Origin of the sequence: Streptomyces sp. NBC_00234, from assembly GCF_036195325.1 — a bacterium.
Classification (GTDB): domain Bacteria; phylum Actinomycetota; class Actinomycetes; order Streptomycetales; family Streptomycetaceae; genus Streptomyces.
In genome coordinates, this window is record NZ_CP108101.1 from 6,241,952 (window position 1) to 6,263,196 (window position 21,245).

Here is a 21,245-nt window from a genome sequence, read left to right on the forward strand (position 1 = left end):
CATCAGACCGTACTCAGCGCCTCCGTCGGGGTGAGGCGGGCCGCGCGCGAGGCCGGATACAGGCCCGCCACCGTGCCGATCAGGGCGGCTGCGCCGACACCCGCCAGCAGTACGCCGGTCGGCATGACGACGGGCCAGCCCTGGGCCACCGACCAGCCCGCGGTGATCAGCGCGCCCAGCAGTACGCCGACCGCGCCCCCCGAACCCGACAGGGCCACCGACTCGGCGAGGAACTGCAGCCGGATCTGGCCGCGCGCCGCTCCCAGCGAGCGGCGCAGACCGATCTCCGGGCGGCGCTCCAGGACCGAGATCACCATGGTGTTCGCCACCCCGACACCACCGACGAGCAGCGCGACCGCGCCCAGCCCCAGGAACAGCGAGGTGAAGGCCGACTTGGCCGCCAGCTGCGCCTCCAGGGCGTCGGACGGCCGGCTCACCCGCACGTCCTGCGGGCTCTGCGGGTTGGCCGTGGCGGCGAGGACCCCGCGGACCGCCTCGACCGACTCGTCGGCGGAGCGTTCGTAGAGCGTGGTCGGATGCCCGTCGAAGGCGAACAGGGTGCGGGCGGCCTCCCAGCCGACGAGTGCGGACCTGTCGATCTCCGGTGCGAGCGCGACCGGTTGGAGCAGCCCGGTCACGGTGAACCAGCGCTCTCCGATGTACACCTGACGCCCCGTCCGGTCGATGCCCAGACGTTCGGCGGCCACCGAGCCGAGCACGACCGCCGGATAGCGCCCGGTCGCCCCGTTGAGGAAGCTGCCGTCCCTGACCGTGCCGCCGACGGTCGCCAGCAGGTCGTCACGGGCCGCGGCCACCCCGATGCCGCCCCCGGCCAGCGGATCGATGCGGTCGGTGCGGCGCACCGTGACTCCGGACAGCTGGCCGGTGGCCGTGACGGACTCGACCGGTCCGATCCGTTCGACCATCTCCACCGCGTTCAGGGGAAGTTCGGCGTCCTGTCCGAACAGGTCGCGGCCGGGGGACACGGTCAGCAGATTGGTGCCCAGGCGGCTGATCCGGTTCATCAGATCGGCCTGGCCGGCGTTGCTGATCCCGAGCACCGCGACCATCGCCGCGATACCGATGGCGATGCCCAGCGCGGACAGCACCGCCCGGGTCGGCCGGCTGCGGATGCCGACCAGGCCGACGCGCAGGATGTCGGCGGGCAACAGCCTGACCGACGGGGGGAGTTCGGAGGGATTCACCGGGACACCTCCCGCACCGGGGGTTCCGTGGCCGAGTCCTCGCGAATGCGGCCGTCCAGCAGCTCGACCCTGCGCGGGAGTTGGTCCGCGAGAGCGGAGTCGTGCGTGATCACGACGATGGTGGTTCCCTGTGCGTTCAGATCCCGCAGCAGCGACAGAACACCCGCGCCGGCCGCCGAGTCCAGATTCCCGGTCGGCTCGTCGGCCAGGATCACCGAGGGGCGGATGGCGACGGCCCGCGCGATGGCGGTCCGCTGTCGCTCGCCCCCGGACATCTCGTGCGGCTGATGCCAGAGCCGGTGGCCCAGGCCCACCCGGCGCAGGGCGGCGATCGCGAGCGTGCGCCGCCTGCGCGCCGTGATGCCGTGGTAGAGCAGGCCCTCGGCGACGTTGTCGACGGCGGACCGGCCGGGGGAGAGGAAGAACTGCTGGAACACGAAGCCGATCCAGCGCGCACGGACGGCCGACAGCTTCCGGTCGCTCAGTCCGGCCACGTCGTGGCCGCGCAGCAGCACCCGGCCGCTGGACGGCCGGTCCAGGGTGCCCATCAGATGGAGCATGGTCGACTTACCGGAACCGGAACGCCCGACCACGGCCAGGAGTTCACCGGACCGTACGTCGAGACTCGCCTCGCGCAAGGCCCGCACCCCGCCCGGATAGGACTTCGAGACCGCCTCCAGCCTGATCACCGGGGCGTCGTCGCCCGCGCCCGCCCCGCTCGGACGCGCCGCGCCTGCGTCGCTCATGTGCGCGGCACCTCCACCCGCATGCCCTCGGCCAGTCCGCTGCCGGACACCTCGACCTTGCCCTGGGCGAACGCCCCGAGCCGCACGGGAACCAGCCGGCCCCCCGGCGTCTCGACCGCGTACCCGCCCTCGGCGAGCGCCAGCAGGGCCGGGACCGGGACGGCCAGCACGTCTTCACGGCGGTCGCTGGTGAAGTCGACGGAGACCGGGGCGCCGTCCAGCGCACCGACGTCCCCGGGGCGGGAGAGGGTGACCCGGACCGCGATCGTGGCGTCGCGCGTGGCCGTGTCACCGGCGGCGTTCTCGCTGCGGTCGCCGCTCTGCGGGGCGCGGGCGACGGTGCCGACCCGGGTGACCTCGCCCTCGGTGCTCGCCCCGCCCGGCAGCTCGATGCGGACGGTGGCGCCCTTCCGCGCGAGCTGCTGCTGCGCGACCGGCATGTCGACGGTGACGATCCGTTCCGTACCGGAGAGCGTGAGCAGGGGGCCCTCCGCGGGGGCGCCGATGATGCCGAGCGTCTCCGTCACCCGCACGGGGCCCGGCTCGACGAGCGCGTCGCCGGGCGAGACCGTGCCGGTCTCCTCGCGGCCGAGCGCGTCCTGCCAGCGGCGTACGGCGTCGGCGGTGCCCGGTGAGTAGTGGTCGTCGTCGGCGAGCTCGTCGCCGTGGCCGAGCTTCTTGAGGTTGCGTTTGAGCACCCGTACGTCGGGGCCGTCCGCGACGCCCGACGACAGCTCACGGAACAGCGGTGTGCCGCCGTAGAACAGCGGTACGGAGATCCCTTCCACGGCGTACGCCCGGTCGCCGCGCTCCAGGGTGTCACCCACGTCGGGCAGCCAGGTGACCATGGAGCGGCCGGTGCCCGCGACGGTGTACCGGCCGTCGTACCCGAGTGTGCCGTCGACCCGTTGTGTCTGGACCAGGTCCGTCCGGGTCACGGTGGCCGTCGCGGTGCGGGTGGTGGCGGCGCCCGACGCGGAGTCGTCGTCCCTGCCGAGGAGGCCGACGGCCCCGCCGCCCGCCGCCAGGACGACGAGCGCGGCCGTGACGAGGACGACCGGCCGGCGCCGCCGGCGCGGGGGACGCTCGTCCTCGGAGCCTTCGATGTCATCGGTGCCCGTCGACGGCGCCGGCACGTAGCCGTGGCCCGCTCCAGGCGGCCCGGCCGTGAAGACGTCCGTACCGGGCAGTTGTCCGGCCTCGTTGCTCATCCGTCACCCCCCGGCCGAGGGCGAGGCCGTGCCCGCGCCCGCTCCGACGGCCGACCGGCAGGCGGTGATCGCCTCGCGCGCCTCGGGGCTGCCCGCGGCCCCGCTCAGCTGGAGCGGCTTGCCCGGTTCGGGGTCCGCGACATCCAGTCCCTTGCCCCGCAGGCACTCCGCCAGCTCGACGGCCCGGTCCTGGGCCGTGCTGTCGGTGCCGTCCTTCGCCCCGCCGCCGAGCAGCCGCTGACACTCGGCGAGCGCGGCCTGCGTCCTGCTGTCGCCCTTGGTGCCCGCCGGGAGCTGTACGTTCTCCTCGCCCGGGGCCGGGTCGGGGATCTCCACGCCGTTCTCCCGCATGCACCCGGCGAATGCCACGAGCTGGTCCTGACGGCTGCCGGTGGGAGCCGCAGAGGCCGACGAGGTCTTCTCCGGATCGTTCCCGGCACTCGCGACGTCGGGTGAGCCGGAGCCGCCGCCGCACGCGGCGCACGCCAGCGTCAGTACCGCGGCCAGGGCCATCGCCCGCACCCGTCCTCGTCCGCGCCGCCCGGCTGCCCGCCCCGATGCCGTTCCCTGAGTGATGACTGCCACTGTGCTCCGTCCCTTCCTCGCCCCTGCGGGGCTCCGCACGGCCCCGGCGGCTGCCGGTGCCTGCACAGATGTACCGAGGGCGTGGTTGCGCCGCCGTCTCCGACCGTGCATACGGTGGCGAAACACCGGGACGGGTATCACGGAGGTTCCGATGACACGGGTGGACAGGGGACGCGGATGCGGGTGCTGGTGGCGGAGGACGAGGCGATGCTCGCCGAACTGGTCGCGGAGGGCCTGCGGCAGTACGGGATGGCGGTCGATGTCGCCCTGGACGGTGACGCGGCCCTGGAGCGGCTGTTCGTCAACGACTACGACGTCCTCGTCCTCGACCGCGACCTGCCCGGCACGCACGGCGACGACGTCTGCCGGCAGGTCGTCGCCTCTCCCGCCCGTACCCGCATCCTGATGCTCACCGCTGCCGGGCAGACCGGCGACCTGGTGGGGGGCCTCGCCCTCGGCGCCGACGACTATCTCGCCAAGCCGTTCGAGTATCCGGAACTGGTGGCACGGGTCCAGGCGCTGGCCCGCCGCGCCACCCGGGCGGTGCCGCCCGTCCTGGAACGGGCCGGAGTCACGCTCGACATGCCGCGACGGCAGGCGTTCCGTGACGGCCGCTACCTGCGCCTCTCTCCCAAGGAGTTCGCCGTGCTCGAAGTGCTCCTGGCGGCCGACGGCACGGTGGTCAGCGCCGAGGAGCTGCTGGAGCGGGCCTGGGACGAGAACGCCGACCCGTTCACCAGCGCGGTACGGATCACGATGAGCAAGCTCCGAGCGAAACTGGGCGAACCCTCGGTGATCGAGACCGTGCCGGGTAGTGGCTACCGGATCTGAAGGAGCTCGCGATGCCGGAACCCACCGCACCCCCGCGCCGCCGCAGGCGCTCGGTACGGCTCCAACTGACCGCCCTTTACAGCGCGTTGTTCTCCGTCACCGGACTGCTGCTGCTGGGTCTCACGTACATCCTGTTCCGGGAGCGGATCGGCGCGACGACCGTATTCGTCGTACCGAAGAGCGAACTTCCCTCCGGCGCCGTCACCAGACTCACCCCCAGTCAGCTCGCCGCCGTCGCCTCGCGGCTGCGCGACAGCGCGCTGGAACAACTGCTGCTGATGTCGTTGATAGCCCTCGTCGTGATGCTGCTCGTCTCCGTGGCGCTGGGCTGGTGGATCGCGGGGCGGGTGCTGCGCCCCCTGCACACGATCACGGCCGCCGCGCAGCGGCTGTCCGCCGCCAACCTGCATGAGCGGATCTCGCTGGCGGGCCCGGACGACGAGCTCAAGGATCTCGCCGACACCTTCGACGCGCTGATGGACCGGCTGCACGCGGCGTTCGACGCACAGCGCCGCTTCGTGGCCAACGCGTCCCACGAACTGCGCACCCCGCTCGCCGTGCAGCGGGCCGCGATCCAGATCCGGCTGGGCCGGGCGGGTCCGGACGATCTGCCGCGTATCCAGGAGGAGTTGCTGGAGACGAACCGGCGCAGCGAGCGTCTGATCGAGGGGCTGCTCACCCTCGCCACCAGCGACCGGGGCCTGGACCGGCACGAATCGGTCGACGTGGCGCGCGTGGCAGCGGAGGCCGTCGGCCAGTGGCGCCCGGCCGCCGCCGATGCCGGCCTGCGGGTGGAACTCGACCTGCGGCCCCTGCCGGTCGTCGGTGATCCGGTGCTGCTGCACCAACTCGTCTCCAACCTCGTCCAGAACGCCGTCCGTCACAACGTGCCGGACGGCACCCTCTCGCTGACCACCTCGCCGCGGGGCGGGCTCGTCGTCCGCAACACCGGCGCCCTCGTCCCGCCGGCGGAGGTACCGGGACTGCTCGAACCGTTCCGGCGCCTCAGCCGCGCGGGCTCCGGAGCCGGCCTCGGCCTGTCCATCGTCCGCTCGATCGCGCAGGCGCACGGCGGGACGGTCGAACTGGACGCACTGCCCGGCGGCGGACTGGAGGTCCGTGTCCGGCTGGCCACGAGAGCCGCAACCCCCGCCGCCCCCCAGCCGTTGCCGGCATGAGCGGGAACGGGCGAGGCGGAGACCGGCGACGGCGGCCGGGACACCTACCGGCCCGGGGCCCGGTGGCCGTTGCCCGGCCCCTTCGCGGCGAGCGCGGCCTCGATGGCGGCGGCCTTGGCGCCGGCAGCGGCTCCGTTGGCTCCGCCGGCTACGCCACCGGGGCTCCCCGCCCCGTTCTCCCCGGCGGACGCACCGCTGTCCGAGGTGTACGCCGACGCCTGGAGCGCGAAGAGCCGGGCGTACGAGCCGCCCAGCCGCATCAGCTCGTCATGGGTGCCCTGCTCGGCCGGACGGCCGTCCTCGATCAGCAGGATCAGATCGGCGTGCCGCACGGTGGAGAAGCGGTGCGAGATGTACACCGTGGTGCGCCCGTGGGCCAGCTCCCGCAGCCGCGCGAAGAGTTCGTGCTCCGCCTCGGCGTCGAGCGCGGACGTCGGCTCGTCCAGGACCAGCAGCGGGGCGTCGCGCATGAACGCCCGCGCGAGGGCGACCTTCTGCCACTCCCCGCCGGACAGCTCCACCCCGGTGTCGAACCACTTTCCGAGCGCGGTGTCGTACCCCAGGGGAAGACGTTCGGCGAGCGGCGCCGCCCCGCCGCGCCGGGCCGCCTCCGCGATGCGGTCCCGGTCCTCGGCCCGGTTCATGTCGCCCAGCCCGATGTTCTCCGCGAAACTGGCCTGGTAGGAGACGAAGTCCTGGAACATGGCGGCGACATGGCGCCGCAGCTCGTCCGGGTCCAGCTCCCTGATGTCGGTGCCGTCGAGCAGAATGCGCCCCGAGTCGGGCTCGTACAGCCGGCACAGCAGCTTGATCAGCGTCGACTTCCCGGCACCGTTGCGGCCGACGACCGCGAGGGTGGTGCCTGGCGGGATGTCCAGACTGAGACCCGACAGGGCCGGGCGGTCGGCACCCGGATAGCTGAACGTCACGTTCTCCAGCACCACATGGCCGAGCAGCGGCGAGGGCATCGGGGCCGTCGGCCGGCCCGAATCCGCCCCGGCCGGCGGGGCGTGCGTGGGGACGGCGAGCAGTTCGTACAGCTTGCGCAGATAGAGATTGTTCTCGTACATGCTGCTGACACCGCTGAAGATCCCCTGGATGGACGCCTGTACCGAGGTCGCGGCCGAGGTGTAGAGGATCAGGTCACCCAGGCTGAGCCGCCCCTGGGCCGCCTGCACCGCGACGTACAGGAAGGTCAGCGAACCGACCAGGGTGGTCAGCGTCGACCATGCGTTGCCCATGAGATAGCGGGCGACGACGACCCGGCGCAGCCCCCGGTAGGCGGTCGCGCCCAGGAGCCGGAAGCGCTCCGTGAGGAACGGGCCGAGGCCGTAGACCTTGACCTCCTTGGCGTACGCGTCCGTGGACAGCAGCCGCGACAGGTACTCCATGCGGCGACGGATCGGCGAGGACCAGAGCGTCACCATGAAACTGCGCATGCTGTAGCGGGAATCGGAGACGAACGCGGGCACCGGGGCGAGCAGCGCGGCCAGGGCGACGACGGGCCCGAGGCCGAAGAGCAGCCCGACCATGCTCAGGAACGTCACCCCCATCTGGAGCAGGTGGAAGGCCCCGCCGATCATGGTGACGGGGCGGGTCGACGCCTCCTGCTGGGCCTGGCGCAGCAGATCGTACGAACGCGAGTCCTCGAAGAAGGCCAGCGGCAGCCGGCCCGCGTGCTCCATGACCTGGAGCTGCACGCTCTGGGACGCCTTCTCCTGGAGCAGTTGCTGCGCGATGCTCCGCACCGCGGTGGCCAGCGCGCTGAGGGCGTAGATCGCGAACTGGAGCCCCGCCAGCACGGTCAGCGCCCCCACCGTGGTGAGCACCGGCAGATGCAGGGTGGTACCGGGCAGTGGAAGGTCGAGGCCGATCCGGTCCGGCCGGTCGCCGGAGTGGATGGCCGCGCCCTCGACCACCGTGTTCACCAGCAGCCGGCCGGTCATCGCCACGGCGGCGGGAACCAGCCCGATCAGCACGGTCGCCACCCCGAGTGCCGTGGTCAGCAGCGGACTTGCCCGCCACACCAGGGCGATCACCCGGCCCAGACCCAGCACCGTGTCGGCCGCCGAACGGGCCGTCCGGCGCAGCCGCGCCCGTACGCCGCGCGGCGGGCGCGGAGCCTCCGGCTCGGGGAAGTCGGCGGGCCCGGTGAGGCCGCTGCCCCCCGTCGACGCTGCACCGCGCGCCGTGAACACCACCTGCTCCATCAGGACGTCCCTCCCTCTCCGGCGCCGTGTACCGGACTCCGTACCACCGCCCACGCATCCACGACCAGGACAGGACGGGCCCGCCCATGACTCAGCCCCCGCTCATCCCGCGCGCCGTGCTCTTCGGGAACCCGGACCGGATGAGCCCGTCGCTCTCGCCCTGCGGACGGTTCCTCGCCCATCTCGCCCCGGACGGCCGGGGCGTCCTCAACGTGCACGCGGGACCCTGGCGGGAACGGGACTTCCGGCCGGTGACGGCGGACACGGGGCGCGGCGTGCGGGCCTTCGCCTGGTCCGGCGACGGCCGGGGCCTGCTGTACGTGCAGGACCGCGACGGGGACGAGAACACCCACCTGTACGTCGCCGATCCGGCGGGGCGGGAGCCGGTCCGCGACCTCACCCCGTACGAGGGGGTGCAGGCCCGCATCGTCGCCATCGACCCGCGCTTCCCGGACCGGGTCCTGATCGGCCTCAACCTCCGCGACCGGTCCCGGCACGACGCCTACCGGCTCGACCCGGCCACCGGGAAGCTCGAACTCGCCGCCCGTGACGAGGGGTTCACCCGCTGGGTGGCCGACGACCGGCTGCGGGTACGCGGAGCGGTCCGTGCGGAGGAGGACGGCTCCGCCGTGCTGCTCGTCCGCGCGGAGGAGGACGCCCCGTGGCGGGTACTGCACCGCGTCGGCCAGGAGGACGCCCCGGCGCTGCGGCCGTTCGGATTCACCACGGGAGGCCGCCATCTGCTGCTGTTCTCCTCGCTGGGCTCCGACACCGCGAGGCTCCTGCGGCTCGACACCGTGACAGGGGAGTCCGAAGTCCTCTACGAGGACCCGCAGTACGACATCGAAGGGGTCGGCGTGCACCCGGTCACCGGGCTGCCCCAGTTCGTCCTCGTACGGCGCGAACGCAACGACATCGAGGTGCTGGACCCGTCCCTGGCCGCCGACTTCGAGGTGCTGCGGGCCGCCGCTCGCGGGGATGTCACCGTGCTCGGCAGGGACCTGGCGGACCGGCACTGGCTGGTGCAGCACAACGCCGACGACCGGCCGGCCGGCTATCGCGTCCTGCACCGGGAAACGGGCCGGACCGACTTCCTGTTCAGCCACCTCCCGGCTTTGGACGGCCACCGGCTGGCCCGGGTGGAGCCCTTCTCGTTCCGCGCCCGCGACGGACTGCGGGTGCACGGCTACCTCACCTTCCCGCCCGGTGCCGACCGGCCGCTGCCCGCCGTGCTGTGCGTCCACGGCGGACCCTGGACCCGAGATCTGTGGGGCTACCGGTCGGAGGCCCAGTGGCTGGCCAACCGTGGCTACCTGTGCGTCCAGGTCAACTTCCGCGGCTCCACCGGCTACGGCAAGCGGTTCACCAACGCGGGCGACCGCGAGTGGGGCGGCCGGATGCAGGACGACCTCCAGGACGCGGTCCGGCACACCGTCGCGCTCGGCCACACCGACCCGGACCGGGTCGCCGTGTACGGCGGCTCGTACGGGGGGTACGCGGCGCTCGTCGCAGCGGCGTTCACCCCCGACGACTACCGCTGCGCGGTCGCGGTGGCCGCCCCGTCCTCGCTGACCACCTTCATCGAATCCGTACCCGTCACCTGGGGTCCGATGGCGGCCATGCTGCGCCGTCGCGTCGGCTCGCCCGAGACGGAGCGCGATTTCCTGCGGTCCCGGTCTCCGCTGTCCGTCGCGGACCGCATCCGCGTTCCGCTCCTGATCGGCCAGGGGGCGAGGGACCCGCGGGTGCGGAGCGAGGAGTCCGAGCAGCTGGTGGCCGCGCTGCGGCGCAACGGCGTCCCGCATGAGTACCTGCTCTTTCCCGACGAGGGGCACGGCTTCGTGCGGCCCCGGAATCGACTGGCGTTCTACGCGGCGGCCGAACGGTTCCTTGCCCGGCACCTCGGCGGCCGGTACGAGGAGGTCTGACCGCGGGCGGCCGGTCCCGGACACCCGCGGTACGACCTCAGACGAGCGTGAGCAGACCTTCCTGCACCAGTCGGCGGACCAGGACGAGCCGGCCCTCCACATCCAGCGCGCCGGTCACCTGCCGTGCGGTGAACGCCGTCTCGGCGGCGAGCAGATAGCGCAGCTCCGGTTCGATGCGTGCGGGGAGCCGGACGACCTTGCCGTGGAACTCCAGGCTGAGTCCGGAGCCGTCGTGCGACAGCGACCACAGCAGTTCGGCCCTGCGCCGGACCTGGGTGTCCGGGCCCATGGTGCGCAGCCCCTCCAGGTCCAGCAGATGGCCGTCGAGTACCGGCTGCCGTCCGACCAGCGCCCGGCTCGCCGCGCGCTCGACGAGGTCCGCGGGCTGGACCGCCGTCGCGACCGAGGTGAGCAGTCCGGCCAGAGCCGCGGCGGCCTCCTCGCGGAGTCCGGGATCGAGGGCGAAGCCGGGCGGCAGTGATCGCCGGTAGCGCGGATCGCTCTCGATCGCCTGGTCCAGCGCGTCCTTGAGCACCGTCGACCAGAGCACCGGCAGCACGCCGAGCGTGATGTGCAGGGACGCCTCCTCGTTGGAGGTCGCGTCGTGCACGGTGCCCCGCGGCATGTACATCAGGTCGCCGGCTTTCAGATCGAACTCCCGCACCGGGGCCCCGGGCCCGTCCGCGGGCCGCCGGTAGTGCCGGTTCTGCAAGGGCAGCACGTCCGGCGATTCGTACAGCCGCCAGCGCTTCGAGCCCCACACCTGGAGCACGAAGACGTCATGGGTGTCGTAGTGACTCGTCAGTCCCTGCGCACCCGCCGGTGTCAGATAGGCGTTGGCCTGGAAGCCGGCACTGAACTCGCCCGACAGCTTCCGGCACAGCCGCCCCAGCGGCTCCCACCGCTCGTGCAGGAACTTGAAGACAACAGTCGACCCCTTGCGATAGAGGTCGTAGAGAACTTCGAGACCGTTGCTCGGTCCGCCGGGTCCGGAGGCCGCCATTTCCACCAGCGGAATCTCTTGCCCGTTGACCACGACCTTGAGTTCCGAGGAACGCACACTGGACGTCGAAAGAATGTGGTCGACATCGCGGAACGTCAAGGGGTCGGCATAGTAATCAGGATCGTCACGATGGATGACGAGGGGCTTTTTCTCCCAGAATTCACGCTTGAAGTCCAGGGCGTCGAAGGGGGACAGGAGACCGGAGAGGCCGAGCGAAGGCTGCGCCTGGGGCGCAGCCTTCCACCCGCCGTGATCCACGGCCATCAGGTCAGATCACCGGGTCGGACGGGTCATTGTCCGAAATGACCAGCACCGGGTCGGTGGGGTCGTTGTCCGAGATCACGAAATCCGGCGTCGCGATCGGCGACGGTGCGACCTCGATTTCATCCGAATGCAATGAACTGCGGTCTTCCATTTTCCCTCCCGTGTCTTCGAGCGGTGTCATCCAGCAGCCCGGAACGAGTGCTCCGGGGCGGCTCGATATTGGTCAGTCCGAACGGTCGGTGTCAACGCCGTGCCGTGACCTGTCCAATTCGCTTCCCTACCCGTCCAGGGCCGGTGGGTAAGAATTTCCATGACATTTTTTACGCGGCGTTCCGGGACAAATTTCACGTGCGTCCGGGCGGGCGGAGACATCGTTGAAACGTGTGATCGTCTAAACCGGTGGCGGGACCCCACACGGAGGAGGCGGATCGGTGAGTCGTCACGCGAGTCCAGAGCAGCGACGCCGGGCGGTGCTGTCGGTGCTGTCGGGTGACCCGGTGTCCGACGTCGCACGGCGCAACGGCGTCTCGCGTCAGACACTCCACAACTGGCGCAGGAGATACGGCACGGCGGGCGACGCCGGGCTCGCCGACCGCTCGCAGCGACCGCACGCCAGCCCGGCGCGCCTCGACGCCACCGTGGAGGCGCTGATCTGCTCCCTGCGCGAGCAGCACCCGGACTGGGGCGCTCAGCGGTTGAGGGCAGCACTGGACCGGCTCGGCGTCGGGAAGCCGCCCTCGCGGACGACCGTGCACCGGGTGCTCGTACGCAACGGATTCCTGGCCGGCCCCGGCCACCCGGCCACCCCGGTACGCGAGGCGTCCGGCGGGGCCGCCCGGGGCGGGGAGCCGTCCGTCCGGGCTGCGCCGGGGGAGGAGTGGCTGGAGGATCTGCTCGGCGCCGCACGGGAGTTGGTGGACCGGCTGGACCGGGCCCTGGGCGTTCTGGCGGCGGAGGCCGGCCCGGACACCGGGAGTTGCGCGCTGTGCCCGCCCGAGCTTCCGGTGGACCGGGCAGCCGCACCGGGACGGCCCGGCGGCGTACGGGTGTTCCGCACGCCGTCCGTCAGCCTGTTCGCGCAGCCCGGCCCGCACCCCGCGTCAACTATGTACCGGGCCGGTTCCGCCCTTCCGCGGGCTCCCGAACTCGCCAGGCTGGTCTGCTCGTTGACCGAAAGAGCCCCTGAGGGGAGGTCGGTCGGCAGTGGAACCGTCAGGCAGTCACGGAGCCTTGGTCAGTAGCCGTCTCCACGGGCCGCGCTGCGCGCCGCGGCGGTCAGCAGCGAGCCGATGGCGATCCCGATCACGAGATACAGCGTCGCCGAGCCGATCTTGGCGTCCATGGGAAGGGACGTGGTGAACGGCAGCAGCACCAGCACCGCCGTCGCCAGCGTGATGATCCAGGCGAAGAACGTCCCCGGCTGCGGCGTCGCCAGCATCAGCAGATGCAGCAGCCCGGTGGCGGCAAGTGCCGCCAGCGCGGCCCCCATCGCCAGCAGCCCGGTCGACGCGTCGCCCATCATGCCGTCGCCCTCGGGCGCGAAGACGGGCACGCCCAGCACGCCGCGTACCAGCAGCACCCCGACCACGGCGGTCAGCGCGGCGACGACCGCGGTCATCACGCCGCCCGCCCACAGCCGGCCGGCGTCCACGCGCGGCCTGCGCGGCTCCGGGCGGTAGTAGCCGGTCTGCTGCTGCGGCTGCCCGTACCTGTGCTGTTCGTCCACGGCCGGTGTCTCCCCTTTGGTAACCGAATTCCGATCGTGGAACGCGTGACGGGGGAGCGCGAGCGGAGCCGGTCCGTACGGGTGAGAGGGCCCGGGCGGCCCAATGGCGAACAGCGCCCACGGGAGGGATCTCCGCGTGCCATGATGCGGACACCGCTGGACGCTGGGGGGCGTATGGGAAGCACAGGTACGGCGCTGCGCGCATTGCGCGGCGCGCAGAAGACGGCCAAGGGCGTATCGCTGTACTCGCGGTATGTGAACCGGCCCGCAGGGCGGGTGCTGGCGGCGGGGGCCTACCGGGCGGGGTTGTCACCCAACCAAGTCACCCTGATCAGCGCGGCGTTCACCTTCGCCGCGATCCTGGCGGTCGCTCTCGCCGAACCCTCGTGGGCGCTCGGCCTGGCCGTCTGGGCGGGGCTCGCGGTCGGCTTCGCCTTCGACTCGGCGGACGGCCAGCTCGCCCGGCTCACCGGCAGGGGCGGCCCCGACGGTGAATGGCTGGACCATGTCGTCGACTGCGCGAAGATGATCCTGGTCCACACGGCCGTACTGGTCTCGTTCTACCGCTTCGGCGAACTGCCGTCCGAGGGGTGGCTGTTGCTGCCGCTCGGCTTTCTGTTCGTCGCGGTGCTGACCTTCTGCGCGGGACTGCTCCGCGAGCAGCTCGGCAAGGCGGCAGCCGCGGCCCGCCCGGCCCCGGCGGACGGGGCGGCGGCCCCGGTCTCCCGGGTGCGGGCCGTGGCGCTCCTGCCGGCGGACTACGGGGTGTTCTGCCTCGTGTTCCTGCTGTCCGGCGCACCCGACGCCTTCCTGGTCGGGTACGCCGTGCTCGCCGCCGTGCACGCACTGTTCCTCGTGGCGTTCCTCGGCAAGTGGTTCAGGGAGCTGACAGCGCTCCGGGCGGGCTGACCAGGACGTCCAGCGCCCGGCGCAGCTGGGTGCTGGACGTGTGCACGGTGTACGGGAAGTAGACGACCTCCACGCCGACTTCGGCGAAGTCGCGCTCCAGCCGGAGCCCCTTCTCCGTGCCCCGCCAGTCGTCGCCCTTGAAGATCACGTCGAACCGGACCTGCTGCCAGGTCTCGACCTTGTCCGGCACGGTCTCGACGAACGCGGCGTCCACGAAGCGGACGCTCCGGACGATCTCCAGCCGCTCGGGCAGAGGGATCACCGGCTTGTGGCCCTTGGCAAGAGCGGCCATCTCGTCGGAGACCACCCCGGCGACCAGGTAGTCGCACTGACTGCGCGCGTGCCGCAGGATGTTCAGGTGTCCGACATGGAACAAGTCGTACACTCCCGGCGCATATCCGACTCTGTGCACCATCCGCTGTCTCCCCCCGGAAATATCGGTATCGGTGTAGATCTCCAACGACCTTACTGTGAAGAACACTTGTGCAGGCCGTGAACGGATAAGCTCGAACCCGGGGCTGTTCCTTGGGGGGAGCAGTGGCTGTTCCGGGGGGAAGGCGACCGATCCGATGTCCGCTGCCGAAGATCACACGACGTTCGAGGACCGCAGACTGCTGGTGGTCTCGACCAACTACGCACCGGAGCTGACGGGCATCGGCCCGTACGCCACCCAGCTCGCCGAGCACTGGGCCGCGTCGGGGGCCGGGGTCCAGGTGCTCACCGGCATGCCGCACTACCCCTCCTGGCGGCTCGACGAGCGCTACCGGGGGGTCTGGCGGAAGCACGAGACCCGCGCCGGAGTCGACGTGCACCGGCGCAGACACTATGTGCCGCCCCGTCAGACCGCGCTGCGCAGAGCCGCGTTCGAAGCCACGGTGCTGGCCCACGGCCTCCTGTCCCCGCCACCCGGCCGCCCCGACGCCGTGATCGCCCAGATGCCGAGCCTCGCCGGGGGCGTCATCGGCGCCCGCATCGCCCGCCGCCACGGAGTGCCGTACGTCCCCGTCGTCCAGGACCTGATGGGCGCCGCCGCGGCGCAGAGCGGCATCCGGGGCGGCGGCAGGGCGGCGTCCCTCGCCGCGGCGGCCGAGCGGTACGCGCTGCGCGACGCGGCCCTCGTCGGCGTCATCCACGAGACCTTCGTACCCGGCGTCACCGCACTGGGCGTCGACCCGGGCCGCATCCGCATCGTGCCCAACTGGACGCACGTGGAGCCCCCTTCGGCCGACCGCGCGGCAACCCGCGCCCGGCTCGGCTGGCCCGCGGGCACCCCGGTGCTGCTGCACTCCGGGAACATGGGCCTCAAGCAGGGCCTCGACGTCCTCGTCGGCGCGGCCCGGCTCGCACCGGACATCCGGGTCGTCCTGATGGGCGACGGCAACCAGCGCGAGACGCTCCGTGCCCTCGCCGGCCCGCTGCCCAACATCGACTTCCTGCCGCCCGCCGGCGCCGAGGAGTTCACCGACGTCCTCGCCGCCGCCGACGTCCTCGCGGTGACCCAGCGGGCGTCCGTGCTCGACATGAGCGTGCCCTCCAAGCTCACCTCGTACTTCGTCTCCGGGCGGCCCGTCGTCGCCTCCGTCGCCGACGAGGGCGGCACCGCCGACGAGGTACGCCGCTCGGGCGCCGGAGTCCTCGTCGCCCCGGAGGACCCGGCCGCACTCCTCGCGGCCGTACGCAAACTCACCGAGGACGCCACCGCGGCGGACGCCCTGGGCGCACAGGGCCCGCGGTACGTCGCACACCACCTGGGCCGCGAAGCCGGGCTCGCCCGCTTCGACGCCCTGCTCACCGAGGTCCTCGGGAACGCGCAAGGGAGACCACAGCGATGACGCATCCGATCCGCGCCCTGGAGGACCAGGACGAACCGGCGCTGCTGCGGGACCAGTTCCGCCAGCTCCTGCGCTACCGCACCCTCCTCGCCGTAGGCGTCGTCGTCGGGCTCATGGGCGGCGGCTACCTCGCGCTCAGCGGCGAGGAGACCTACACCGCCACCGGCGTGGTGCTCGTCCGCTCCGCCACCGCCGACCCGTTCGCCACCGGCGCTTCGGCGGACAAGGGCATCAACATCGGCTCCGAACGACAGACCGCCGTCAGCGACACCGTGGGCGAACTGGCAGCCAAAGCCCTGGCCGAGGAAGCCGACCCGGTCGACGCCGGTGACCTGTTGGCCGGCCTCCAGGTCACCAACCCGCCCAACACGCTGACCCTGCGCTTCTCCTACACGGGAGACACCCCCGAGCAGGCCAGATCACGCGCGGAGGCCCTCGCCGACGCCTACCTCGAACACCGCAGACAGCGCACCGAGGACAGCATCGAGAACATGGCCGAGGGCTACCGGGCCCAGCTCAAGCCGCTGGAGGAGAAGCGCGACCTGCTGGAGCAGCAGGTCGGCGCGAGCGAAGCCGACGACGTGAGCAGCGCCCGCGCCAACCTGATCGTCTCCATCTCCGAACTCAGCCGCAAGATAAGCGAGTTGCGGGCCCTCGACACGACTCCCGGCTACCTCAACCAGAAGCCCGTCGCGCCGCGGCAGCCCACCGGAGCGGGCCTGCCCCTGCTGCTCGGCCTCGGCGGCGTGGTGGGACTCGCCCTGGGGCTGCTCCTGTCCTGGGTACGCCTCGTCTTCGACCCCGCCGTACGCTCCACCCGCGAGCTCGTCCGCTCCCTCGGCGCCCCGCTGCTCGGCACGCTGCCCCGGGAACGGGGGGCCTCCGACAGCCTCCTCGCCATCGGGCGCAGCGGCAGCAGACTCGCCGAGGAGTACCGGGCCGTGGCGTTCCGCCTGGCCTACGACCCCGCGTTCGCGGAGAGCCGCCGCCTGCTGGTCACGGCGCCGCGCGGGGACAACGCCGCCGCTGCGGGCGCCGCGGCGAATCTGGCCGCGGCCTTCGCCGAGATGGGCCGCGACGTCCTCCTCGTCGAGGCCGACCTGCGTACACCGTCGCTCGCCCGCGAGCTGGGTTCGGCGGCGCACGAGGCCCGGCCGCCCCGCTGGGCCGCCGACGACGACGGCACCTGGCCCTCGGGCAGCCGCTCGAACGTGGACGTGCCGGGCTCCGGTGCCTTCACCCTCGTCGCCGGCCGGCGCGTCGACAACGTCCCCCGGGCCCTGACCTCCGCCCCCGTCGGCCGCATCGTGGCCGAGGGCGACCGCCCCGGCACCGTCGTCATCGTGCTGGCCCCGCCCGTCCTCGCCTACGCCGACGCCGTCGCCCTCGTCGACCGGGTGGAGGGCGTCATGATCGTCTGCGACCCCCGCGAGGTGCACCGCAGCGACGTGGAACGCATCCGCGAGATCATCAGCGCGTCCGGCGGCTCGGTGCTCGGGGTCCTCCTGCACCCGGGCCGCGGACGCCTCGGCGCCAAGGAGCGCAAGAAGTCCCCGAGGCGGCGCAGCGGCCCGGCCGCCAGGCCGGACGGCCACGACGACCCGGAGACCACCGGCGACCCCGCGGAGACGCTCGGCCTGCGTGCCTTCAACGCACCCGCCGGACGCCGGTGAAGTCACGTACCGCGATCGTCTGCTCGGTCGCGGACCAGGGGGTCACCGCCCTCACCAACATCCTGGTGCTGGTGGCGGCGGCCCGGCTCTCCACCGTCGCCGACTTCGCGCGCTTCTCCGCCGTCTACCTCGTCTTCACCGTCCTGCTGGGCGCGTCCGGCGCCTATACCGGGCAGCCCCTGGTGCTGCGACGCACCGAGAGCGACGGCACACGGGGCGCCTGCCGGTCGGCCGTCGTTTTCACCCTGGTCGCCGCCTCGGCGCTCGGCGCGCTCCTCGCCGCCGTCTGTCTGCTCGTCCCGGGGGACACCGCCCGCGCCCTGATGATGCTCGGGCTCGTCCTGCCGGTCGTCCTCGGCCAGGACGCCATGCGCTACGCCTTCTCCACCCTGCGCCTGCCGCATCTCGCACTCGGCAGTGACGCGCTGCGACTGGCCTGTGTACTCGGCTCCCTGGCCGTGCAGCCGTACGGGGCCGGAGCGGCGCGCCTCGTCACGGTCTGGGGGCTCTCCGCGCTCCCCGCCCTGCTGCTCTCCGCCGCGCTGCTGCACCGGCGGACCAGGGGGACCCCCCTGCACGTGCGTCCCCTGGTGAAGCGCGGGCACCTCGGCCGGCGGTTCGTCGTGGAGTTCGGCGTCGGCAACGCGACGGCCCAGCTGTCCGTGCTGGGCCTCGGCGCCGTGGGCAACCCCCTGGTGGTGGGTGCGCTCCGCGGGGCGACCACCCTCTTCGGGCCGCTGAACGTGCTGTACACCTCGGCCACCAGCTTCGGCCCCCCGCTGCTGGGCCGGCTCGGGACCCGGCGGCGACAGGTGCGGGCCACGGCGGCACTGGCCGCGGTCCTCGCGGCGACCGCCGCCCTGTGGGCCACCGCGCTCGCCCTGCTGCCCGACGCGGCGGGACGCCAACTGCTCGGCGACACCTGGCCCACGGCCGCGGCGCTGCTGCCCGCGACCGGCAGCCAGTACGCGGCGATGGCCGTCGGCACCTGCGGGCTGCTCAGCCTGCGGATGCTCGACCCGCGCACCACCCTGTCCATCCAAGTGGTGTTCTCGCTGGCCGCCGTGGCCTTCCTGGCCGGCGGCTACGCCCTGGCCGGTGTCACCGGCGCCGCCTGGGGCCTGTGCCTGGGCTCGGCCTGCAAGGCGGTCGCCACCTGGACGCGCGTGATGCGGCTGCGCGGCGCGGAGACGGCGGACCGGGAGACCGTCAGCGCGAGCGCTGTTCGCTCCGGCTCGTGAAACTGGTGACGAGCAGCAGGCACAGCGCGGCGATGGCGAACTTCCCGGCGGACTGCAGCAGCGGGCCGCGCAGCAGGATGAAGGTGTACCCCGCGACGAGCGGCACCGCGATCGCCAGCACACTGCCGGGCCCGGGCCCCGCCCTGGTCACAGCGACCGCGTACCTGCGGTCCGTACGGGCGGCCCCGTAGCCGATCAGAGCGAGCCCGCCGGCCATCCCGGCGGCACCGAAATCGACCCAGAACTCCGTCCACAGCGGGGCCGAGAGGTTGGTCATCTTCATCCCCATCCACTGACCGACCCGGACCCCCGTGTCCTCGGGCTTGCCGCTCCACACCGCGCGCGGCACGAAGAAGAGCCCGGAGCCCGCCAGTTGGCGGCCGTAGGTGTGCCCCCGGGTGTCGACCCAGGAGATGGTGTTGGCGAACATCACCGTCTGGTCGTAGTCCTTGGTGGCAAGCGGCTCGAAGACGGACGCCGACTGCACCGGCTTGTAGCCCTCGTCGTCGTACCGGAACCGGTCCGCGTACGGGAACAGCACCAGCGCCCCCACCACGCCCATGGCGAGCACCGAGCGGTACATCGCCGCGCTGCTGGGGAACGCGGTGAACAGCAGGGAGACGAGCACGGTGAGGAACCAGTAACGGGCGTTGGAGATAGGGTTGTTCACGATCAGGTTCAGCCCCGCCAGGGCCACCCACACCAGCACCGTCGAAGGCGAGCGCCGGGCCCTTCGGGAGGTCGCCAGACGGCGGGTGTAGAACAGCAGGGCGATGAGGGCGGGGACGGTGCCGAAGCCCTTCAGGAACGCCGACCCCACATTGGACTCGGTGGACACGACACCGCTCTCGGCCACCGTGGCGCTGATCTCCTGCCGGCTGCTGAAGAAGATCGCGGGTCCGCCGAGCTTCAGGATGTAGTAGCCGCCGGCCGCGAAAGCGATCACCACCAGGAGCGCGAGCCGGCCCCGGTGCGCCGTCGGACCGACCCTGCCCCGCGCCCCCGAGCGCCGCCGCAGGGGCCGCCGCGAGGCCAGCAGCGCACCGAGATCGAAGGCGGCGCAGCCCAGCAGGATCAGTGCGATGGCCGACACCAGGTCGGACCGCGGGCCGACCATCGGGGTCGGCGTCTGCCCGATGACGGCCTGGGCGAGCGGCGCCACGCCCATGGCGATGTAGACGAACATCCAGAAGACGCCCTGGAGCAGCCGCCGCCCGGTGGACAGGATCATCGTGGCGAGCCGGGCCCCCGCATAGCAGGTGAGGACGAGCTGCAGCCAGAACGCGTTGTCGCGGACGCCGGTCCCCGGCTGGGCGACGATCACCGCCGGAAGGAAGCAGACCAGGCCGAGGATCATCGGGACCGCGAGAGCCCGGGAGAGCATCGCCCACGACATGGGCTTCGCGACGGACTCGACCTGCACGGACGTCATGCGCTCCCCGCTCCGTGGACCGACCTGTGAACACTCTAACGAATCAACGCACTTGGGGGGATGCCATGACTAGTCTGTGCATAGTCGGCCGAGGTTGAGGGGGACCCTGGTGAAGATCCTGCACGTCGTCACGCTGCACACTCCGGACCACGCGTTCGGTGGCCCGACGAGAGTCGCGCTCAACCTGTCGAAGGTGCAGCGCGCCCACGGCGACGATGCCCGGATCATGGCGCTGGGCGACGGCTTCGAGGGCGAACTCCCCTCCACCGTCGAGGGAGTTCCGGTCCATCTGTTCCAGGCCCGCCATGTGCTCCCCATGTTCGAGGTCAGCGGCATCACCTCCGGTGCGCTGCTGCTGGCCGCGCGCCGCATGATGCGCGGCGCGGACCTCGTACACGTCCATCTGATGCGCGACCTCGTGACCCTGCCCGCCGCCCTGCTCGCCCTGGCCACCCGCACCCCGCTCGTCGTCCAGACGCACGGCATGGTGGACCCGACGGAGAAGCGCGTGGCCCAGCTCACCGACCTGCTCGGGGTCCGCGCGGTGCTGCGCGGCGCCGACGCCGTCCTGTATCTGACGGAACAGGAACGCCTCGACGTGAACGCCGTCGCGGCCCCCGTCCCGCTCACCCGCACCGTACGGCTGGTCAACGGCGTCCGCCCGCAGGAGCGCAAGCCCGCCCGCGAGCCCGGCCGGCCCCCGACGGTGCTCTTCCTCGCCCGCGTCCAGGAGCGCAAGCGCCCGGAGGACTTCGTCGCCGCGATGCCGACGGTCCTGGAGAAACACCCCGACGCGCGCTTCGTCCTGGCGGGCCCGGACACCGGGGCGCTGGCCGGCACCCTCGCACTCGCCCGCAGGCTGGGGGTGACGGACTCGCTCGACCACGTGGGCCCCCTCGGCCACGAGGAGGTCCTCGCCGCCGGACGGCAGGCCGACGTGTACGTACTCCCCTCGATCGAGGAACCCCTGGGCGTCTCCGTCCTCGAAGCGATGTCCGTCGGCACGCCCGTCGTCATCACCCGCACCTGCGGACTCGGCCCCGACGTCGCGCGGGCGGGCGCCGGCCGGGTCGTCGACAGCCGGCCCGGCGAGGACGCCGCCAACGCGGAGAAGGTCGCGCAGGCCGTCCTCGAACTCCTGGAGCCCGGGGCCAACGAGCAGGCCGGAAAGGCCGCCTGGGACCTGGTCGGCGAGCACTTCACCATCGAGGCCGTGACCGGAACCCTCCGGCGGACCTACGAGGACGTGGTCCGCCGGAGTCGCCGGTGAC

At 72.4% G+C, this 21,245-nt stretch carries 19 protein-coding genes; 9 read left to right on the top strand and 10 right to left on the bottom strand.

The features are described 5' to 3' along the window. Nucleotides 1–2: 2 nt before the first annotated feature. From OG230_RS27490 to OG230_RS27505, 4 genes are read right to left on the bottom strand one after another with little or no spacing between them, the layout of a single operon-like run. Complete coding sequence (locus tag OG230_RS27490) at nucleotides 3–1,205, bottom strand: ABC transporter permease (protein ID WP_328906402.1); 1,203 nt, start codon at nucleotides 1,203–1,205, stop codon at nucleotides 3–5. Beyond that, the gene (locus OG230_RS27495; RefSeq protein ID WP_328906403.1) at nucleotides 1,202–1,951 is read right to left on the bottom strand and encodes an ABC transporter ATP-binding protein; all 750 of its coding nucleotides are present in this window, start codon (nucleotides 1,949–1,951) and stop codon (nucleotides 1,202–1,204) included. The genes OG230_RS27490 and OG230_RS27495 overlap by 4 nt, the downstream gene beginning before the upstream one ends. Continuing rightward, complete coding sequence (locus OG230_RS27500; RefSeq protein WP_328906404.1) at nucleotides 1,948–3,162, bottom strand: peptidoglycan-binding protein; 1,215 nt, start codon at nucleotides 3,160–3,162, stop codon at nucleotides 1,948–1,950. Before OG230_RS27500 ends, OG230_RS27495 begins: the two co-directional genes overlap by 4 nt. Before the next feature lie 3 nt (nucleotides 3,163–3,165). After that, nucleotides 3,166–3,675, bottom strand: a complete 510-nt coding sequence (locus tag OG230_RS27505; RefSeq protein WP_328906405.1) for a hypothetical protein — start codon at nucleotides 3,673–3,675, stop codon at nucleotides 3,166–3,168. 249 nt (nucleotides 3,676–3,924) lie between these two features. Between OG230_RS27505 and OG230_RS27510 the strand changes: the two genes are divergently transcribed. Together OG230_RS27510 and OG230_RS27515 are read left to right on the top strand one after the other, a co-directional pair. Beyond that, nucleotides 3,925–4,578, top strand: a complete 654-nt coding sequence (locus OG230_RS27510; RefSeq protein ID WP_328906406.1) for a response regulator transcription factor — start codon at nucleotides 3,925–3,927, stop codon at nucleotides 4,576–4,578. Nucleotides 4,579–4,589: 11 nt separating this feature from the next. Further along, nucleotides 4,590–5,756, top strand: a complete 1,167-nt coding sequence (locus OG230_RS27515) for a sensor histidine kinase (RefSeq protein WP_328906407.1) — start codon at nucleotides 4,590–4,592, stop codon at nucleotides 5,754–5,756. 44 nt (nucleotides 5,757–5,800) lie between these two features. Here the strand turns inward: OG230_RS27515 and OG230_RS27520 are convergent, their stop codons facing one another. Continuing rightward, complete coding sequence (locus OG230_RS27520) at nucleotides 5,801–7,966, bottom strand: ABC transporter ATP-binding protein (protein WP_328906408.1); 2,166 nt, start codon at nucleotides 7,964–7,966, stop codon at nucleotides 5,801–5,803. Nucleotides 7,967–8,052: 86 nt separating this feature from the next. On the opposite strand from OG230_RS27520, the gene OG230_RS27525 reads away from it, so the two are divergent. Continuing rightward, the gene (locus OG230_RS27525; RefSeq protein WP_328906409.1) at nucleotides 8,053–9,894 is read left to right on the top strand and encodes a S9 family peptidase; all 1,842 of its coding nucleotides are present in this window, start codon (nucleotides 8,053–8,055) and stop codon (nucleotides 9,892–9,894) included. A 37-nt stretch (nucleotides 9,895–9,931) separates the two neighbouring features. On the opposite strand, the gene OG230_RS27530 is transcribed toward OG230_RS27525, so the two are convergent. Continuing rightward, nucleotides 9,932–10,996, bottom strand: coding sequence for a cupin domain-containing protein (locus OG230_RS27530; RefSeq protein WP_328906410.1), 1,065 nt, complete (start codon nucleotides 10,994–10,996; stop codon nucleotides 9,932–9,934). 169 nt (nucleotides 10,997–11,165) lie between these two features. Next, a complete protein-coding gene (locus OG230_RS27535) occupies nucleotides 11,166–11,312 on the bottom strand; it encodes a hypothetical protein (protein WP_328906411.1) in 147 nt (48 codons plus the stop codon). A gap of 280 nt (nucleotides 11,313–11,592) precedes the next feature. On the opposite strand from OG230_RS27535, the gene OG230_RS27540 reads away from it, so the two are divergent. Next, nucleotides 11,593–12,402: a helix-turn-helix domain-containing protein gene (locus OG230_RS27540; protein ID WP_328906412.1), complete on the top strand. Its 810-nt coding sequence runs from the start codon at nucleotides 11,593–11,595 to the stop codon at nucleotides 12,400–12,402. On the opposite strand, the gene OG230_RS27545 is transcribed toward OG230_RS27540, so the two are convergent. Continuing rightward, complete coding sequence (locus OG230_RS27545) at nucleotides 12,396–12,887, bottom strand: DUF6069 family protein (RefSeq protein ID WP_328906413.1); 492 nt, start codon at nucleotides 12,885–12,887, stop codon at nucleotides 12,396–12,398. The two genes, OG230_RS27540 and OG230_RS27545, sit on opposite strands and share 7 nt — an antisense overlap. A 174-nt stretch (nucleotides 12,888–13,061) precedes the next feature. Between OG230_RS27545 and OG230_RS27550 the strand changes: the two genes are divergently transcribed. Then, entirely contained in the window at nucleotides 13,062–13,796 is a 735-nt protein-coding gene (locus tag OG230_RS27550; RefSeq protein ID WP_328906414.1) for a CDP-alcohol phosphatidyltransferase family protein, read from the top strand. Here OG230_RS27550 and OG230_RS27555 read toward each other — a convergent pair. After that, nucleotides 13,765–14,211: an adenylyltransferase/cytidyltransferase family protein gene (locus OG230_RS27555; protein WP_185297793.1), complete on the bottom strand. Its 447-nt coding sequence runs from the start codon at nucleotides 14,209–14,211 to the stop codon at nucleotides 13,765–13,767. The two genes, OG230_RS27550 and OG230_RS27555, sit on opposite strands and share 32 nt — an antisense overlap. A gap of 154 nt (nucleotides 14,212–14,365) precedes the next feature. Between OG230_RS27555 and OG230_RS27560 the strand changes: the two genes are divergently transcribed. The 3 genes from OG230_RS27560 to OG230_RS27570 are packed head-to-tail and all read left to right on the top strand — an operon-like array spanning nucleotide 14,366 to nucleotide 18,542. Next, nucleotides 14,366–15,628, top strand: coding sequence for a glycosyltransferase (locus OG230_RS27560; protein ID WP_328906415.1), 1,263 nt, complete (start codon nucleotides 14,366–14,368; stop codon nucleotides 15,626–15,628). Next, nucleotides 15,625–17,301 (top strand): lipopolysaccharide biosynthesis protein, encoded by a 1,677-nt coding sequence (locus tag OG230_RS27565; RefSeq protein WP_328906416.1) that lies wholly within the window; start codon nucleotides 15,625–15,627, stop codon nucleotides 17,299–17,301. Before OG230_RS27560 ends, OG230_RS27565 begins: the two co-directional genes overlap by 4 nt. Continuing rightward, the gene (locus OG230_RS27570) at nucleotides 17,298–18,542 is read left to right on the top strand and encodes a hypothetical protein (protein ID WP_328906417.1); all 1,245 of its coding nucleotides are present in this window, start codon (nucleotides 17,298–17,300) and stop codon (nucleotides 18,540–18,542) included. The genes OG230_RS27565 and OG230_RS27570 overlap by 4 nt, the downstream gene beginning before the upstream one ends. Here the strand turns inward: OG230_RS27570 and OG230_RS27575 are convergent. Beyond that, complete coding sequence (locus OG230_RS27575; RefSeq protein ID WP_328906418.1) at nucleotides 18,511–19,974, bottom strand: hypothetical protein; 1,464 nt, start codon at nucleotides 19,972–19,974, stop codon at nucleotides 18,511–18,513. The two genes, OG230_RS27570 and OG230_RS27575, sit on opposite strands and share 32 nt — an antisense overlap. 109 nt (nucleotides 19,975–20,083) lie before the next feature. Between OG230_RS27575 and OG230_RS27580 the strand changes: the two genes are divergently transcribed. Beyond that, entirely contained in the window at nucleotides 20,084–21,244 is a 1,161-nt protein-coding gene (locus tag OG230_RS27580) for a glycosyltransferase (protein WP_328906419.1), read from the top strand. Nucleotide 21,245 lies beyond the last annotated feature (1 nt).

What these genes read in the sequence shown, in the direction of transcription:
- OG230_RS27500 (WP_328906404.1), bottom strand. Translation starts at nt 3,162, where the DNA reads ATGAGCAACGAGGCCGGACAACTGCCCGGTACGGACGTCTTCACGGCC.
- OG230_RS27515 (WP_328906407.1), top strand. Translation starts at nt 4,590, where the DNA reads ATGCCGGAACCCACCGCACCCCCGCGCCGCCGCAGGCGCTCGGTACGG.
- OG230_RS27525 (WP_328906409.1), top strand. Translation starts at nt 8,053, where the DNA reads ATGACTCAGCCCCCGCTCATCCCGCGCGCCGTGCTCTTCGGGAACCCG.
- OG230_RS27555 (WP_185297793.1), bottom strand. Translation starts at nt 14,211, where the DNA reads ATGGTGCACAGAGTCGGATATGCGCCGGGAGTGTACGACTTGTTCCAT.
- OG230_RS27495 (WP_328906403.1), bottom strand. Translation starts at nt 1,951, where the DNA reads ATGAGCGACGCAGGCGCGGCGCGTCCGAGCGGGGCGGGCGCGGGCGAC.
- OG230_RS27520 (WP_328906408.1), bottom strand. Translation starts at nt 7,966, where the DNA reads ATGGAGCAGGTGGTGTTCACGGCGCGCGGTGCAGCGTCGACGGGGGGC.
- OG230_RS27550 (WP_328906414.1), top strand. Translation starts at nt 13,062, where the DNA reads ATGGGAAGCACAGGTACGGCGCTGCGCGCATTGCGCGGCGCGCAGAAG.
- OG230_RS27510 (WP_328906406.1), top strand. Translation starts at nt 3,925, where the DNA reads ATGCGGGTGCTGGTGGCGGAGGACGAGGCGATGCTCGCCGAACTGGTC.
- OG230_RS27575 (WP_328906418.1), bottom strand. Translation starts at nt 19,974, where the DNA reads ATGACGTCCGTGCAGGTCGAGTCCGTCGCGAAGCCCATGTCGTGGGCG.
- OG230_RS27535 (WP_328906411.1), bottom strand. Translation starts at nt 11,312, where the DNA reads ATGGAAGACCGCAGTTCATTGCATTCGGATGAAATCGAGGTCGCACCG.
- OG230_RS27560 (WP_328906415.1), top strand. Translation starts at nt 14,366, where the DNA reads ATGTCCGCTGCCGAAGATCACACGACGTTCGAGGACCGCAGACTGCTG.
- OG230_RS27565 (WP_328906416.1), top strand. Translation starts at nt 15,625, where the DNA reads ATGACGCATCCGATCCGCGCCCTGGAGGACCAGGACGAACCGGCGCTG.
- OG230_RS27505 (WP_328906405.1), bottom strand. Translation starts at nt 3,675, where the DNA reads ATGGCCCTGGCCGCGGTACTGACGCTGGCGTGCGCCGCGTGCGGCGGC.